The sequence below is a fragment of the Nocardiopsis sp. FIRDI 009 genome, assembly GCF_003386285.1.
Lineage (GTDB): Bacteria > Actinomycetota > Actinomycetes > Streptosporangiales > Streptosporangiaceae > Nocardiopsis.
In genome coordinates this window covers 152,472-168,956 of the sequence record NZ_QPNC01000015.1, presented here as the reverse complement: position 1 = coordinate 168,956, position 16,485 = coordinate 152,472, and the positions used below count along the sequence as shown (strand labels likewise).

Genomic DNA, 16,485 nt, shown 5'->3' with positions numbered 1-16,485 from the left:
CCGACGTTGACCCGGACCCTGGAGGACCGAATGGCTCACCACGAACGCCGTGGTGCCCGGTGGAACGGGCCCCTGGCCGCCGTCTGCGTGACACTCGCCGTGTGCCTGCTGCTGACGGGCGGCATCGTCTACGCGGTCGGCCGGATCTCGACGGCCATGGACGAGTGGGGCGGTCCGGTGGGGGCGGGAGCCGCCGACGGCGGTATCGCGACGCCGCCCGTCACGGACCTGACCGGGCCGCCCGCGCGGGCGGAGGTGACCGCCGAGGACGAGCCCTCGGCCGGGTCGGCGGTCGGCGGGGACGGCGCGGCGGGCACCGGACCGGGTGCGGACGAACGGCAGAGCCCGGCCTCGGGGGCTCCGCGCCCCACGGCGGCGTGGCTCGACGAGGTGTCGGAGGCCACGGGGATCCCGCGTCGCGCGCTGGAGGGGTACGCCAGCGCCCAGCTCGTGATGGACGAGCGGCAGCCCTCGTGCCGGCTGTCGTGGCCGACGCTGGCGGGGATCGGGTACGTGGAGTCGCGCCACGGCACGTACGCGGGGGGCGAGATCGGCCCCGACGGCACCACGACCGTGGACGTCATCGGCATCCCGCTGGACGGCGCCAACAACACCCAGGCGATCGCGGACACCGACGGCGGCGAGCTGGACGGCGACGAGCGGTGGGACCGCGCGGTCGGCCCGATGCAGTTCATCCCCCGCACGTGGGAGCGGTGGGGGACGGCGCTGGAGGGCGGGGCGCCCGACCCGCACGACATCGACGACGCCGCCCTGTCCGCCGCGCGCTACCTGTGCGCGGAGGGCCGCGACCTGACGGTGGCGGCGGACTGGGAGAGCGCGATCCTGGCGTACAACCGCTCCACGGAGTACGTCAACGACGTGCTGGCCTACGCGCACGCCTACGCCGCCGTGTCCTGACCGGACCGAGCCCCGCGGCCCGTCGCCGTGGGGGCGCCGGGCCGGTCGGGGAGGGCGGGGCTAGAGTCCGGAGTGTGGACACACGTACGGCTCTGCTGCGCCGCATCCGGATCTGGATCGTTCTCTTCATCGTGGGCCTGGTGGTCAGCGGTGTGACCGCCTTCCCCCTGCCCGCCGAGGTACGCCTGCTCGAATCACTCCTCCAGGGGCCGTTCGCGCCGGTCGCGGAGGTCTTCCCGGGACTGGCCCACTGGGTGGGCCAGATCCGGACGGGGTTGGACGCCGTCGAGGGCGAGTACCCCTTCGTGCTCTACGGGACCGACTGGCTGGCCTTCGCCCACCTGGTGATCGCGGTGGCCTTCTACGGTCCGCTCCGCGATCCGGTGCGCAACGTGTGGGTGGTCCAGTTCGGCATGATCGCCTGCGTCATGGTGGTGCCGCTGGCCCTGATCTGCGGGCCGATCCGGGGAATCCCGTTCTTCTGGCAGCTGATCGACATGTCCTTCGGGGTGTTCGGGATCGTGCCGCTGCTCATCGTGTACCGGATGATCCGCCGTCTGGAGGCGCTCGGGCCGAAGGCGGTCGCGGTCGGTCCCCCTCCAGGCGCGCGAGCGGTGTCCGGCTGATGTCCAGGAGCCGGGCGCGCCGCTGCGGGGTGAGCACGTCGAACAGGTTCTCGCGCGTGCTCCGCACATGGCGCGGGCCCGCCTCGTCGAGCACCTTGTGACCCTCCTCGGCCATGCCCGCCGCCCCGCTCGTGCGGCGTACGTGACACGCCCGCCGACACGGTGACGACCAGCGCCGACGGTGTCCCCCGGTTAGCCTGGGAGCCTCTGACCGGTCCGATGGACAGGGGCTCCGGACGGGTATCCGTCTGGAAGGAGCACCATCGAGACGGAGGACGACGGATGGCGACCACGTGGTTGGGACCGGACGCGCGCACCGAGGCGCTCGCGTCGATGGCCGACGAGGAACTCGACGTCCTCGTCGTCGGCGGGGGCATCGTCGGGGCGGGCATCGCGCTGGACGCGGTGTCGCGCGGACTGTCCACCGGACTGATCGAGGCACGCGACTTCGCCTCGGGCACCTCCAGCAGATCCAGCAAGCTCATCCACGGCGGTCTGCGCTACCTGGAACAACTCGACTTCGAACTCGTCCGCGAGGCGCTGACCGAACGCGGGCTGCTGCTCACCACCATCGCCCCGCACCTGGTCCGGCCGGTCCCGTTCCTCTTCCCGTTCTCCCACCACTGGGAACGCTTCTACATCGGCGCGGGCGTCACCCTCTACGACACCCTCGCCCTCACCTCGCGCAACAACCGCGGCCTGCCCGCGCACCGGCACCTGACCAGGTCCGGGGCCCTGCGCGTCTTCCCCGCGCTCAGACGGGACGCCCTGGCCGGGGCCGTCCAGTACTGGGACGCCCAGGTGGACGACGCCCGCTTCGTCACCACCGTGCTGCGCACCGCCGCCGGACTCGGCGCCCGGATCGCCTCGCGCGTCCAGGCGGTCGGCTTCCTGCGCGAGGGGGAGCACGTGGTCGGGGCGCGCGCCGCCGACCTGGAGACCGGTGACGAGATCCGCGTCCGCGCCCGCCAGGTGGTCAACGCCGCCGGGGTGTGGACCGACGACATCCAGGAGATGGTCGGCGGACGCGGCCAGATCCACGTGCGCGCCTCCAAGGGCGTGCACCTGGTCGTCCCGCGCGACCGCATCCAGGCGTCCTCGGGGATGATCCTGCGCACCGAGAAGAGCGTCCTGTTCGTCATCCCGTGGGGACGGCACTGGATCATCGGCACGACCGACACCGCCTGGGACCTCGACAAGGAGAACCCGGCGGCGAGCCGCGCCGACATCGACTACGTCCTCGACCACGTCAACCAGGTGCTGCGCACCCCGCTGGGCAGGGACGACGTCGAGGGGGTCTACGCCGGACTGCGTCCGCTGCTGTCCGGTGAGGACGAGCAGACCTCCAAGCTGTCCCGCGAGCACACGGTCGCCCACCCGGTGCCCGGTCTGGTCCTCATCGCGGGCGGCAAGTACACCACCTACCGGGTCATGGCCAAGGACGCGGTGGACGCGGTCGCGCACGGTCTGGGCGGCGGGATCCCGTCCTCGGTGACCGACCGCCTGCCGCTGGTCGGAGCCGACGGGTACGCCGCCCTGTACAACCAGCGCCACGGGCTCGCCCGCGACTCGGGGCTGCACGTCTCCCGCGTCACCCACCTGCTGCGCCGCTACGGATCCGCCGTCCACGACCTGCTCACCCTGATCCGGGAACGCCCCGATCTGGGCCGCCCGCTCGCCGGGGCCGAGGACTACCTGCGCGCCGAGATCGTCTACGCGGCCCTCGCCGAGGGCGCCCGCCACCTGGAGGACGTCCTGTCCCGCCGCACCCGGATCTCCTTCGAGACCTGGGACCGGGGGATCGCCGCCGCCGAGGAGGCCGCCGAACTGCTCGCGGTGCCGCTCGAATGGAACGAGGAGCAGGTCAAGCGCGAGGTCGAGTACTACCGCAAGGGCATCGAGGCCGAGCGCGCGGCCCAGGAGCAGGACACCGACCAGGAGGCCGACGCCATCCAGCACGGGGCGCCGGAGATCGTGCCGGAGGCCGACGCCGGGCGGTCCGCCCAAACCTGACCCCGCGTTCCGGGCGTGTCCGGTGGCGGTGCGGCCTGTGGGGCCGCCGCCACCTCCCGTGTGGTCTGGGGCACACGCGCCCCGCTAAGGTGCGGTAGCGAAGCCCCGACACCACCGCGAAGGACCCCCAGCCATGATCACGGTGCTCCTCGTCGAGGACGACGTCCGGCTCGCCGACGCCCTCGCGGGCGCTCTGGAGGGCCACGGGTACCTGGTCGAGCAGGCCCGCACCGCCGAGGCCGCGCTCGCGGCCCCGCCGGTCGACATCGTCCTGCTCGACCTCGGCCTGCCCGACATGGACGGCATCGAACTCTGCCGCCGCCTGCGCGAACGCCGGGAGGGCGGCGACACCGCCGTCATCATGGTCACCGCCCGGGGCGACCGCCGCGAACGCGTGCGCGGCCTGCGCTCGGGCGCCGACGACTACGTGGTCAAACCCCTGGCCTTGGAGGAGCTGTGCGCCCGGATGGAGGCGGTCCTGCGGCGGACCGGCCGCCGGGGCGGCTCCGCCCTCACCGTCGGCGCGGTGACCGTCGACCCCGCCACCCGCACCGCCACCTGCGCGGGCGAGCGGGTCGACCTCACCCGCAAGGAGTTCGACCTGCTCACCGCCCTCGTCCGGGAGGCGGGCGCGGTGGTCTCGCGCGAGCGGCTGCTGCTGCGGGTGTGGCGGACCGACTGGCCGGGTGCACGGCGCACCCTGGAGGTGCACGTGGGGACGCTGCGCGCCAAACTGGGCGTCCCGGGGGTCATCGAGACCGTGCGCGGTGTCGGCTACCGCCTCGTCCCCGAAGAGAGTGAGCGTTGCGCCGCCGCGTCGTGACCGTCTACGTGACCCTGCTGGTGGCCGGGTGCCTGGGACTGGCGCTGCCGCTGTGCGGGAGCATCGCCGCCCGAGGGACCGCGGGCATGCTCCTCGACCGGATCAACGACACCGCGCGCTTCGCCGGGCTCGCCGAACCCAGCGTCGTCACCGGTTCGGCGGGGAGCCTGACCAGGGAACTGGTCTCCTACGACCGCCTGTACGGCATCACCGCGATCGTCGTCGACCGGGACGGCACGGTGGTCGCGGCCTCCCGCGAGGGCGTCACGCTGGCCGACCTCGACCCCGACGCCGGGGAGCGCGGGGAGATGCCGCCCGAGGTGCGCACGGCCCTGGCGGGCAACCGGATGGGCGCCGACACCGTGGTCTGGCCGTGGCAGGAGGGGCCGCTGATCGTCGCCGAACCGGTCGGCGGGGCCGGGGAGGTGGTCGGCGCGGCGGTCACCGCCTCCCCGACCGGGGCGCTGCGCCGGGCGACGCTCGTCCAGTGGGGTGTGGCGCTGGCCGCGGTCACCGCGCTCATGGTCGCGGGCATCGCCGCCGCCGGTCCGCTCACCCGCTGGGTCCTGCGCCCGATCGACGACCTGGACGAGGCGACGCGCGCGGTGAGCGGCGGAAGTCTGGACACGCGGGTGCGGACGGCGGCCGGGCCGGTCGAGCTGCGGCGGCTGGGGGAGTCCTTCAACCAGATGGCCGACACGATCACGACGATGCTGGAGCGCCAGCGCATGTTCGTGGCCTTCGCCGGGCACCAGGTCCGCAACCCGCTGGCGGCGTTGCGGCTGCGGGTGGACTCGCTGGCACGGCACCTGCCGGAGGAGGGGCGCCAGAGCCACCGGCTGGCCCTGGACGAGGTGGACCGCCTGACGCGGGTCTGCGACGGCCTGCTCACGCTGGCCCGGACGGAGGACGCCGACCACTCCACGGTGTGGGAGGACGTGCGCGCGGTCGCCGAGGAGCGGGTCGCGGCGTGGTCGCCCATCGCCGAGCGGGCGGGGGCGGAACTGGCTGTGGAGGGCGTGTCCGGGGCGCGGGTCAGGTGTGTGGACGGGACGTTGGACCAGACCCTGGACGCGCTGATCGACAACGCGCTGAAGTTCGGCGGCGCGGGGGTGCGGGTCGTCGTGCGCGTGCGGGGGCCGTTCCCCGGGGCGGACGGCGGCGCCGAGGGGGGCGACGGGGGGGCCGGCCACGTCGATCTGCACGTGGAGGACGACGGGCCCGGGCTGTCCGAGGAGCGGTTGGCCGACGCGACCCGGCCGTTCTGGCGGGACGGGCACGACGGCGTCGGCGGCAGCGGGCTGGGGCTGTCGGTGGTCGTCACCCTGCTGGAGCTCCAGGGCGCCCGGCTCACCCTCCGCTCGCGCGTCCCCCACGGGATCGACGCCCGCGTGCGTCTGCCGTGTTAGCTCCGGGCCTCCGCTTCGCCTCGGCCCGGGCTCGGGCGCCCACGAGGCAGGGATTCCCCCTCCCCGGCGACGACTGTCGCCCGTTCCTCGCTCCGCGGTGTGCCTCGTCCCGCGGAACCCGGCTCCTCGTAGGCGTACTTGATCGACTGGTAGTACGCGGCCGCCCCCGGGTGCAGGGGGACCGGCAGCGTGGCGATCGCCGAACGCGGGTTCAGGCTCAACACGACCGGGTGGACCCCGACCAGGTCGGGACGCGACTCGAAGAGCAGCCGGGTCAGCTCCCCGGCCACCTCGTCCGGCATGCGTTCGTTGACCACGAGCAGGCTGGGCACGCCGATCGTGCGCACGGCCGGGACGCCGGGGTAGGTTCCGGCCGGGACGGGCATCTCCGAGAAGTGCTCGCCATACTCCTCCACCAGCGGGGACACGTACTCCGTCAGGTCGATCAGCCGGATCGGCGTCCTGGCGGCGAGGTCGGCCACCGCGCGCGTGGGCAGGCCGCCCGACCAGAAGAACGCGTCCACCCGCCCCTCCTCCAGGGCCCGTGCGGACTCGCCGATGGGCAGACGCACCGACACCACGCCGTCGGCCCCCTCGGCGCGCTCCTCCTCGGTGATCTCCGCCAGGCCCGCCAGCGACAGGAGTCGCTCGGCCATGATCTCGGTGCCGGAGCCGCTGGCGCCCAGGGACACGGTGCCGCCCGCGAGGTCGCCGATCTCGGTGTGCTCGGACCCCGCGCGGACCACCAGGTGGGTGTGGTTGTCGTACAGCCGCGCGATCGCGGAGACGGGCAGCGGTTCGTCGAACGGGGGCTTCCCGGCCACGGCCAGGGCCGCCACGTCGGCGAGGGTGAAGGCGGCGTCCACGGCCCCGGCGGCGACCAGCCGGTTGTTCTCCACACTGGCGGCGGTGGGGACCGCGACGATCTCGGCGCCGTCGGCTCCGGCGCCGACCGCGCCCGCCAGCCCGGAGCCGTACTCGAAGTAGACCCCGCCCTCGCCGCCCGTGCCGACGGACAGCCGGAGGAGGGTTTCGTGCGGCGGAAGTGAACCCGTGAGTAGGGCCGCCGTGAGGATCATCGTCACGGAGGTCCGCACAATCGACCACGAATCGTGACTCCGCGCCCACGTCATGGTCAGACGTTAGCAACACGGCCGGAACCTCAGCGGAGCCTCAAAACCCGGAGCGAACACTGTCCGCGACCGACCGGTTCCCGCTAGGTTTCTCCCTGGAGCGGCTCCCGCCGGAACCGGTCCCCGACCCCCGGGCGATCCCCGGGAGGACCCCTGACTCCGGCGCCGTCCGCTCCACACCACCCCCCAAGGATTCCGAGAGGACTCGACCATGCGACGCGCCGTGCCGTCCCTGGCCGCCCTGCCCGTCAGCGTTCTCCTGCTGGCGAGCTGCGCCCAGCCCGCCGACCAGGCCGCCGAGGAGGAGGCCGGGATCGGCCAGGGAGCCGTCCGGGAACAACTCAGCATCGCCACCGGCGGTTCCACCGGTGTGTACTTCCCCCTCGGCGGCGCCCTCGCCACCGTCATCGAGGAGAACATCGAGGGACAGACCGGGTCCGCGGAGACCACCGGCGCCTCGGTGGAGAACCTCCGCCTCATCGGTAACGGCGACGCCGACATCGCCATCGTCCAGGGCGACGCCGCGGGCCAGGCGTTCGAGGGCACCGCGGAGTTCGAGGGCAGCCCGGTCGAGTCCTACGCGCTCGCCGTGCTCTACCCCAACGTCTTCCACACGGTGACCCTGGAGTCCACCGCCGAGGAGGAGGGGCTGGAGTGCTTCCGCGACGTGCTCGGCACCCGCTACTCGGTGGGCGCCCCCGGCAGCGGCAACCGCACCACCACCACCGCGGTCTTCGCGGCCCTGGAGATGTCCCTGGGCGACATCGACATCCAGAACCTCGGGTACGCCGAGACCGACACCGCGCTGCGCAACGACCAGCTCGACGCCGGGTCGTGGGTGGTCGGTCAGGGGCACGGCGGGCTGACCGAGCTCGCCACCACCGAGGACGTGCACCTCATCAACATGTGCGACGACGAGCGCGAGGCCATCACCGCCGGAACCAACAGCTACACCGAGCACACCATCCCGGGCGGCACCTACCCGGGCGTCGACGAGGACGTCCAGACCATCGCGGTGTGGAACTCGCTGGTGGTCGGCGGTGAGTTCAACGAGGACCAGGCCTACGAGATCACGGCCGCCATGTTCGACAACATCGACACCCTCCTCGCCGCCCACGCCCCGGCCGAGGAGTACCTGGTTCCCGAGACCATCCTGAACAGCCCCGTGCCGGTGCACCCCGGCGCCGCCCGGTTCTACGAGGAACAGGGCATCGAGCTGCCCGAGGAGCTCGTGGCCCAGACGGAGGGGTAGGCCGTCCCCGTGGCCGCTCGATCCGAACCGACCGACCGGCCGTCCGCGGGCGCCGACCGCCGTCGGCGCCCGCGGACCGCGGCCCTCCTCCTGGCCGCGGCGGCCGCCGTCCTGCTGGCGCCCGTGTGGCCGGCACTCCGCCTGACCGACGACGGAACCCCCCTCGGCACCGTCCCGCTCACGGAGGGCGGGACCTTCACCATCGCCTACGTCCACTCCATCGACGGGCTGCCGATCGAGGAGGACTTGGTCGTGCGCGACGGCCGCATCGTCGCCGAGGCCACCCGCTTCGTCCAGTACGGCGCGGGCATGGGCCGGGTCACCGGGGCGGGTGAGGCCCACGCCGACGGCGAGTGGTGGGTGGTCGAGGACATGGGCCGCGACGTCGGCGCCGAACTGGTGCTGCGCCCCGGTTCCGCCGCGGTCGACCACCGCCTGCGCGCCTCCGACACCGAGATACGGCTCTCCCCGTGCCTGACCTCGCACCGGGTGGTCATCGCCCCCGCGCGGGTCTCCACGCTCCGACTGCTGCTCGGCCGCGTTCCACGGCCCGAGTGCTGACCATCCCCCGCCCTGCGCACGAGAACCCGAGGAAAGATCATGGCTGACACCCCACCACAGGCGCCGCCGGAGGGCGCCGCCCCCGACACCGCCGGGGACGGGAGCGGATCCGGGACCCGGACGGGCAGGACCGGGACCTCGGCGGACGTGCTTCCGGACGTGGACGGCCGGGACGCGGGCGAGGGCCCGCTGTGGCGGCGGGTGGCCGCGGAGCGGTGGGGCCGGGGCCGCGCGGCCACCGCGGTCGGCGTGGTGGTGGTCGTGCTCGCCGTCGCCCTGACCCTCTTCCAGCTCTACGTCGCGCTCTTCGCCGGACTGGACGCGCGCCAGCAGCGGATCACCCACCTGCTGTTCGTGATGGTCCTGGTCTTCCTCCTGAGGCGCCCCTTCGACCTGGACCGGACGTCCGGGTTCTCGGCCCTGACCCTCGTCCGCGCGCTGATCCCCCGGCGGCGGAACGGCGCGGCGGCCGAGGACGGCGGGGACCCGCGCGAGGCCGCCGCCCGGCGCGTCCTGACCGGTGCCGGTTGGGCCCTGGACCTGGTGCTGGTCGCGGCGGCCGTCGTCGTGAGCGTCTACCCGCTCCGGTACCAGGACGAACTGGCCGCGCGCGCCGGGGCCTACACCGGACTGGACTGGGTGCTGGGCCTGATCCTCATGGTCGTGCTGTTGGAGGCCACCCGCCGGGCGGTCGGGACGATCATGGTCGTGGTCGTGGTCGCCTTCGTGTACTACGCGTGGATCGGCCCGCTCATCCCCGGACAGTTCGGCCACACCGGCGCGACCATCCAGCGCATCTCCACGCACGCCTACCTGGGCGACGGCGTCTACGGCCTGACCCTGGGCGTGGTCGTGACCTTCGTGTTCGTCTTCATCCTCTTCGGCGCCCTGCTGAACAGGACGGGCGGCGGCAACTTCTTCGTCGGGCTGGCGTACGTGGTGACCGGGCGGATGGTCGGCGGCCCCGCCAAGGGCGCGGTGCTCGGCAGCGCCATGATGGGCTCGGTGTCCGGGAGCGCCATCGCCAACGTCGTCACCTCCGGCCCCTTCACCATCCCCCTGATGCGCAAGGTCGGCTACCGCAGGGAGGACGCGGCCGGGGTCGAGGCGGCCGCGTCGACCGGGGGCCAGATCCTGCCGCCCATCATGGGCGCGGGAGCGTTCATCATGGCCGAGCGGACCGGGATCCCCTACGCCGACATCGTCAAGGTCGCCGTCATCCCGGCGCTCATGTACTTCGGCGTGATGTTCCTGTTCGTGGACATCCTGGCGCGCAAGCACGGGATCGGCGTCGCCAGGAGCGAGGACCTGCCGAGACTGCGCCTGGTGCTGGCGGCGGGCTGGCACTTCCTGCTGCCCCTGCTGCTGCTCGTCGTGCTGCTGCTCCAGTACGTGCCGCCCACGCAGGCGGGCCTGTACGCGTGCGGCGCGCTGCTGGCCGTGGCGATGCTGAGGGCGGGGAGCCGCCTGTCGCCGAGCGACCTGGTGGACGTGTTCGTCATGGCCGCCCGCAACACCCTCCCGGTGTCGGTGGCGTGCGCGGTGGCGGGGATCATCGTCGGGATGGTCGGACTCACCGGCCTCGGGCTGACGCTGTCGAACGTCCTGGTCACGGTGTTCGCCGGAAACCTGCTGCTCACCCTGGTGATGGTGGCGGTGGCGTCGCTGATCATGGGTTTCGGGCTGCCGGTGACCGCCTCCTACGTGGTCATCTCGGTCCTCGCCGTGCCCGCCCTGGGCGAGCTCGGGCTGACCGTGCTCGTGGCGCACATGATCGTGTACTGGTACAGCCAGGACTCCAACGTGACGCCTCCGGTGGCGCTGGCGGCGTTCGCGGCGGCGGGGATCGCGGGCGCCAAGCCGATGCGGGCCGGGGCGGCGGCGTGGAAGTTCGCCAAGGGCCTCTACCTGATCCCGGTCATGATGGCCTACTCCGCGCTGCTGGCGGTGGACGGCCCCGTGCTGGAACTGGTGGCCGCGGTGCTCGGCGGGTGCGTGGCGCTCGCGGCGGCGGCGATCGCGATCGAGGGGCACTTCCTGCGGCGCACGACGCCGGGGGAGCGGCTCGGACTGATCCTGGCCGCGGCCCTGGTCATGGTCGGACCCGAGTGGGCCGCGCTCGCCGAGCGGGCGCTGTCGACCGCGGTGGCCCCGCACTGGTTCGTGCTGGCCGGCGCGGTCCTGGGGGCGGCGCTCATCGCCCTCCAGGCGGTCGGCCGCCGCGGGCCGCGGGGCGGTGGGGACGCGCCGACGGCTGCGGCGCCGGCGCGGGAGCCCGGTGAGGACACGGCCCGGACGGAGGCGTAGCGGATCCTCCGCCGGGTCCCACCACCTAGGATCAACACACATGTGGCGATTCCGACGGACTCCTGGACGGGTGCCGACCGGCACCGGCATCGAGACGGCGCTGGTGTCGGCCGCGTACGGGACCGAACCCGTCCTGCGGTCCGCGTGCGAGGCGGTGCGCGACGGCGGCGTCACGGCGGGGCTGACCCTGCTCGGCGAGGACCGCGACGACGCCGAGGCCCGCGCCCACCGGGCCGAGGCGCTCGGCCGCGCCGCCGTCGACCGGGTGGTCGAGGTCGCCTCCCTGGCCGAGGGGGACGCCGACGAGGCCGACGTCCTGCTCTGGCTCGGGCACGTCCTGCTCGCGCGCGCCGCCGCCCGGCCCGTCGGGGGCCAGGCCACGGGCCGGGCCGACCGCAAGGCGCTGGAGGCGGCGCTCATCGAGGCCCGCGCCCCGCTGGAGGCCGCCGCGCGCCTGCGCCCCGACGACGCCGCGCCCTGGGCCGCCCTCCAGACGGTCGCCATGGGCCTGCGCGCGGACCGGGAGGACAGGGACCGGATCTGGGACGAGGTGAGCCGACGGGCGCCGCACCTGTTCCCCGCGCACATGACCCGGGTCCGCTCCCTGTCCCCGGCCCGGGGCGGGTCGACCGAGGAGATGTTCGCGGTCGCGGGCGCGGCGGCGGACGGCGCGCCCGAGGGCGACCCCCTGCCCGCCGTCCTCGCCCTCGCCCACGCCGAGCACCTGCGGGCCGAGCGGCGACGGCTCACCGCGGAGGGCTCCTTCGACCACATCGCGAGCATGAGCCTGGGCCGTCTGCACGGCGAGGCCGTCCGCGAGCTGTTCGAGGCGGCCCGGGACTGGGTGTCGGCCGCGGTGCCGCACGAACGCGACGTCCAGGCCCACCACCTGTTCGGGTGGGCCTTCCACCGGGCCGAGGTCGCCGAGGCCGCGCGCTGGCACCTCGGCGCGGTCGGCCGCTACTACTGCGACCTGCCGTGGTCCTTCTTCGGCGACCCCCGGGCCGGGGTCGCGCACGCGATGGCGGCGGTCGGGGTGGACCCGCGCCCCCGGGCGGAGGACGGCCGGGCCTGACACCGGGAAAACCGGTGGTCCGCCCGGTGGCGCCTCGTCCACAATGCATGGGTGCTACTGACGATCACGACCACGGCCACGCCCGCGACCGACCTCGGGTACCTGCTCCACAAGCATCCGGACAGGGCGCAGAGCTTCGAGCAGTCCTTCGGCACGGCGCACGTCTTCTACCCCGAGGCGACCGACGAACGGTGTACCGCGGCGCTCATGCTGGAGGTGGACCCGCAGTCGCTGCTGCGCTCGCGCACGTCGGTCAACACCCCCGACTTCGCGCTCGCGCAGTACGTCAACGACCGCCCCTTCGCGACGTCGTCGCTGTTCACCGTCGCCCTCGGCCGGGTCTTCGGCAGCGCGCTCAAGGGGCGGTGCCAGGCCCGGCCGGAACTGGCGCGCACACCCATCCCCCTCACGCTCAGCCTGCCCGCCGTGCCCTGCCGGGGCGGGGCCGACCGCGCCCGCGCCCTCTTCGAACCGCTGGGCTGGCGGGTGGCGGCCGAACCCGTACCGCTCGACCCCGGCCTGCCCGGGTGGGGTGACTCGCACTACCTGTCGCTCACCCTGACCGGGACGATGCCGCTGTCCGAGGCCCTCAGCCACCTGTACGTGCTGCTGCCCGCGATGGACGGCGCCAAGCACTACTGGGTGGACGAGTCCGAGATCGACAAGCTGCTGCGGGCGGGCGGCGCCACCGGCGAGGACGACGACGGCCCGGGATGGCTGGCCGCGCACCCCGAGCGCGGCTGGATCACCCGTCGGTACCTCAACCGGCGCGACCGGTACGTGCGCACCGCCCTGGCGCGGCTGGCCGAGGCCGACGACCGCACCGGGGACGAGGAGGCCGACGACCCGGCGGTCGAGGACGCCGCGGCGGCCCCGGACCGCGAGGAGCGCGGCCCGTCCCTGGCCGAGCAGCGCGCGGGCGCGGTCCTGGCGGTCCTGGCGGCCGAGCGCGCCACCAGCGTCATCGACCTGGGGTGCGGTTCGGGCAGGCTGCTCGAACGGCTGGTCAGGGACCACACCCTGGAGCGGATCACCGGTGTGGACGTGAGCACCGTCAGCCTGGAGCACGCCCACCGCAGGGTGTGCCGGGGCTGCCACCCGGACGGGCGCGGACGCCACCGCGACCTGTTCGCCGACGTGACCGGGGTCCGGGAGGAGGGGAGCGGTCGGCTCCCCCGGCCCGAGCTGCTGGTGGGCTCGGTCGTGTACCGGGACGCCCGGTTCGCGGGCCACGACGCCGCCGTGCTGATGGAGGTCGTCGAGCACCTCGACCCCTCGCGCCTGACCGCGATGGAGGAGAGCGTGTTCGGTACGGCCCAGCCCAGGGTCGTGGTGGTCACCACGCCCAACGCCGAGTACAACAGGCACTACGAGGGTCTGCCCGAGGGCGCCTTCCGCCACGGCGACCACCGCTTCGAGTGGACCCGCGCCGAGTTCACCGCCTGGTCCGAGGGTGTGGCGGAACGGAACGGCTACGGGGTGCGCTTCCTGCCGGTGGGCCCGGAGCACCCCGAGACCGGCGCCCCGACCCAGATGGGAGTCTTCACCCGATGAGCGAGATCGAGACCGCCGAGCCGGTGGAGCCGCGGGTGCTCAGTGTGCCCAGGATGGGGCTGGTCGTGCTCGTGGGGGTGTCCGGTTCGGGCAAGTCGACCTTCGCGGCGCGCCACTTCCTGCCGACGCAGGTGGTCAGCTCCGACCACTGCCGCGGCGTGGTCAGCGACGACCCGAACGACCAGGCCGCCAGCGCCGACGCCTTCACGCTGCTGCACACCATCGTGGACATCCGGCTGCGCCGGGGCCTGCTGACCGTCGTGGACGCGACCAACGTGCAGCCCCGCGCGCGGGCGCAGCTCGTGCGCATCGCCAAGGACAACGACGTGCTGTCCACGGCGATCGTGCTCGACGTCACCGAGTCGGTGGCGGCTGCCCGCAACCGGGAGCGCCCGGACCGCGACTTCGGCGACCACGTCATCCGGCGGCAGCGCCGCGACCTGAAGTCGAGCCTCAAGCGGCTGTCCCGCGAGGGCTTCCGCAAGGTGCACGTGCTGCGCGGGCCGGAGGAGATCGAGGCGGCCACCATCGAACTGGAACGCGCCTGGCCGGACCGCACGGATCTGACCGGCCCGTTCGACATCATCGGTGACGTGCACGGCTGCCGGGCCGAGCTGGAGGAGCTGCTCGGCGACCTCGGCTACGCGCTCACCCGCGACGACGAGGGCCGACCGGTCGGCGCCCGCCACCCCGAGGGGCGCACCGCCGTGTTCGTGGGCGACCTGGTCGACCGGGGCCCCGACAGCCCGGGGGTGCTGCGGCTGGTCATGGGCATGGTCGCCGACGGCGACGCCCTGTGCGTGCCGGGCAACCACGAGAACAAGCTCGTGCGCGTGCTCAGGGGGCGCGGGGCGCGGCTCACCCACGGTCTGGCCGAGACGATGGAGCAGCTCGGCCGGGAGAGCGAGGAGTTCCGCGCGCGCGTGCTGGAGTTCTGCGACGGGCTGGTCAGCCACCTCGTCCTGGACGGGGGGAAGCTGGTCGTCGCGCACGCCGGGCTGAAGGAGGAGTACCACGGGCGCGCCTCCGGCCGGGTGCGCTCCTTCGCCCTGTACGGCGACACGACCGGCGAGACCGACGAGTACGGCCTCCCGGTCCGCCTGCCGTGGGCGCGCGACTACCGGGGCCGGGCCGCCGTGGTGTACGGGCACGTGCCCACGCACAAGGCGGAGTGGCTCAACAACACGATCTGCCTGGACACCGGCTGCGTGTTCGGCGGACGGCTCACCGCGCTGCGCTACCCCGAGCGCGAACTGGTCGACGTGGCGGCGCACCGCACCTGGTACGAACCGGCCAGGCCGCTCGCACCGCGGCCGCCGGGGGAGGGGAACGCCGCCGACGCCCGGCCGAGGCACACCCTGGACATCACCGACGTGGGCGTCGGCGGCGCCCGTACCGGAATGCACGTGGACACCGAGCACGGCGCGGTGCGCGCCGACGGCGGCAGCACCCTGGCGGCGCTGGAGGTGATGAGCCGGTTCGCGGTCGACCCGCGCTGGCTGCTGTACCTGCCGCCGACCATGGCCCCGGCGCCCACGGCGACCGAGCCCGGACTGCTGGAGCACCCGGCGGAGGCGTTCACCGCCTACCGGGGCTCGGGGATCGGCCAGGTCGTGTGCGAGGAGAAGCACATGGGCTCGCGCGCGGTCGCGGTGCTGTGCCGGGACGAGGCGGCGGCCGAACGGCGGTTCGTGCCGGGGGAGCTGGGGACCGTGTACACCCGGACCGGGCGCCCCTTCTTCCCCGACCCCGCGCTCCAGGCGGAGGTGGTCGACCAGCTGCGCGAGGCGGTCGGCGCGGCCGGGCTGTGGGACCGGCTCGGCACGGACTGGGTGGCCCTGGACGGGGAGATGCTGCCGTGGTCGGCCAAGGCCCGGTCGCTGATCCGCGAGCAGTACGCGTCGGTGGGCGCCGCCGCGCGCGCCGCACTGCCCGCCGCCGGAGCCGCGCTGGCCGCGGCGGCCGGGCGCGGTGTGGACGTGGGCGACCTGGCCGCGACCGTGGAGCGGCGGGCCGGGCAGATGGAGGAGTTCAGCCGGGTGTACCGACGCTACTCCTGGGACACCGACGGAGCGGCGGGGCTCCGGTACGCGCCGTTCATGGTGCTGGCCTCCGAGGGGCGGGAGTACTCCGACGCCGACCACCTGTGGCACATGGGGGTCGCCGAACGGCTCGCGGAGGTCAGCGGTCTGGTGCGCTCCACCCGCTACCTGGTCGTGGACACCACCGACCCGGACGCGTGCGCCTCGGCCGCCGGGTGGTGGCGCGAGCTCGTGTCGGCGGGCGGCGAGGGAATGGTGGTCAAGCCGCTGCTCGGCGCCGGGGCCAGGGCGCGCAAGGGCCTGGCTCAGCCGGGGCTGAAGGTGCGCGGACCGGACTACCTGCGGATCATCTACGGCCCCGACTACACCGAGCCGGAGCGGCTGGCGGTGCTCAGGGAGCGCCGTTCGCTGGGCCGCAAGACGGGGCTGGCGATGCGCGAGCACAAGCTGGGGCTGGAGGCGCTGGCCCGGCACGCCCGCGGCGAACCGCTGTGGCGGGTGCACGAGGCGGTGTTCGCGGTGCTGGCCCTGGAGTCGGAGCCGGTCGACCCGCGGCTGTGACCCCGGGCCGCCGCTGAGGGTGCCCGCTCCGCCGCGGAGCGACCCCCCAGAGCGGCCCGAAGCAGTCTTCCTGGGGCGGTCACCCCAGGGGGTTTCCCTTCGGGCCGAAGCGAAGCGGAGGCCCGGAATGAACACGACCCCGCCCGATCCGTCGGGCGGAGTCCTCGTGCGTCCGGGGCGTCGGGGATCATGCCGGATTCGGAGGATCACA

12 protein-coding genes are annotated in these 16,485 nt (G+C 74.0%); 11 read left to right on the top strand and 1 reads right to left on the bottom strand.

The features are described 5' to 3' along the window. Nucleotides 1-30 precede the first annotated feature (30 nt). From DVR05_RS12655 to DVR05_RS12635, 5 genes are all read left to right on the top strand, one after another. Nucleotides 31-918, top strand: a complete 888-nt coding sequence (locus tag DVR05_RS12655; RefSeq protein WP_116246062.1) for a lytic transglycosylase domain-containing protein — start codon at nucleotides 31-33, stop codon at nucleotides 916-918. A gap of 74 nt (nucleotides 919-992) precedes the next feature. Then, entirely contained in the window at nucleotides 993-1,544 is a 552-nt protein-coding gene (locus tag DVR05_RS12650; RefSeq protein WP_116246061.1) for a hypothetical protein, read from the top strand. 282 nt (nucleotides 1,545-1,826) lie between these two features. Continuing rightward, nucleotides 1,827-3,557, top strand: a complete 1,731-nt coding sequence (locus DVR05_RS12645; protein WP_116246060.1) for a glycerol-3-phosphate dehydrogenase/oxidase — start codon at nucleotides 1,827-1,829, stop codon at nucleotides 3,555-3,557. Nucleotides 3,558-3,690: 133 nt separating this feature from the next. Continuing rightward, nucleotides 3,691-4,380: a response regulator transcription factor gene (locus DVR05_RS12640; RefSeq protein WP_116246059.1), complete on the top strand. Its 690-nt coding sequence runs from the start codon at nucleotides 3,691-3,693 to the stop codon at nucleotides 4,378-4,380. Continuing rightward, on the top strand, nucleotides 4,362-5,789 hold the full coding sequence (locus DVR05_RS12635; protein WP_116246058.1) for a HAMP domain-containing sensor histidine kinase: 1,428 nt from the start codon (nucleotides 4,362-4,364) through the stop codon (nucleotides 5,787-5,789). Before DVR05_RS12640 ends, DVR05_RS12635 begins: the two co-directional genes overlap by 19 nt. On the opposite strand, the gene DVR05_RS12630 is transcribed toward DVR05_RS12635, so the two are convergent. Then, entirely contained in the window at nucleotides 5,786-6,868 is a 1,083-nt protein-coding gene (locus DVR05_RS12630; protein ID WP_232832128.1) for a TAXI family TRAP transporter solute-binding subunit, read from the bottom strand. The genes DVR05_RS12635 and DVR05_RS12630 overlap by 4 nt on opposite strands. 265 nt (nucleotides 6,869-7,133) lie before the next feature. Between DVR05_RS12630 and DVR05_RS12625 the strand changes: the two genes are divergently transcribed. Genes DVR05_RS12625 through DVR05_RS12600 form a run of 6 tightly spaced genes read left to right on the top strand, consistent with a single transcriptional unit; the run spans nucleotide 7,134 to nucleotide 16,274 of the window. After that, complete coding sequence (locus DVR05_RS12625; RefSeq protein WP_116246057.1) at nucleotides 7,134-8,174, top strand: TAXI family TRAP transporter solute-binding subunit; 1,041 nt, start codon at nucleotides 7,134-7,136, stop codon at nucleotides 8,172-8,174. A 9-nt stretch (nucleotides 8,175-8,183) separates the two neighbouring features. Then, nucleotides 8,184-8,735: a DUF1850 domain-containing protein gene (locus DVR05_RS12620; RefSeq protein WP_116246056.1), complete on the top strand. Its 552-nt coding sequence runs from the start codon at nucleotides 8,184-8,186 to the stop codon at nucleotides 8,733-8,735. Between the two features lie 39 nt (nucleotides 8,736-8,774). Then, nucleotides 8,775-11,042: a TRAP transporter fused permease subunit gene (locus DVR05_RS12615; RefSeq protein ID WP_116246055.1), complete on the top strand. Its 2,268-nt coding sequence runs from the start codon at nucleotides 8,775-8,777 to the stop codon at nucleotides 11,040-11,042. Between the two features lie 40 nt (nucleotides 11,043-11,082). Beyond that, nucleotides 11,083-12,117: a hypothetical protein gene (locus DVR05_RS12610; RefSeq protein ID WP_198659154.1), complete on the top strand. Its 1,035-nt coding sequence runs from the start codon at nucleotides 11,083-11,085 to the stop codon at nucleotides 12,115-12,117. Nucleotides 12,118-12,168: 51 nt separating this feature from the next. Beyond that, the gene (locus tag DVR05_RS12605) at nucleotides 12,169-13,671 is read left to right on the top strand and encodes a 3' terminal RNA ribose 2'-O-methyltransferase Hen1 (protein WP_116246053.1); all 1,503 of its coding nucleotides are present in this window, start codon (nucleotides 12,169-12,171) and stop codon (nucleotides 13,669-13,671) included. Continuing rightward, nucleotides 13,668-16,274, top strand: a complete 2,607-nt coding sequence (locus tag DVR05_RS12600) for a polynucleotide kinase-phosphatase (protein ID WP_116246052.1) — start codon at nucleotides 13,668-13,670, stop codon at nucleotides 16,272-16,274. The genes DVR05_RS12605 and DVR05_RS12600 overlap by 4 nt, the downstream gene beginning before the upstream one ends. Nucleotides 16,275-16,485 lie beyond the last annotated feature (211 nt).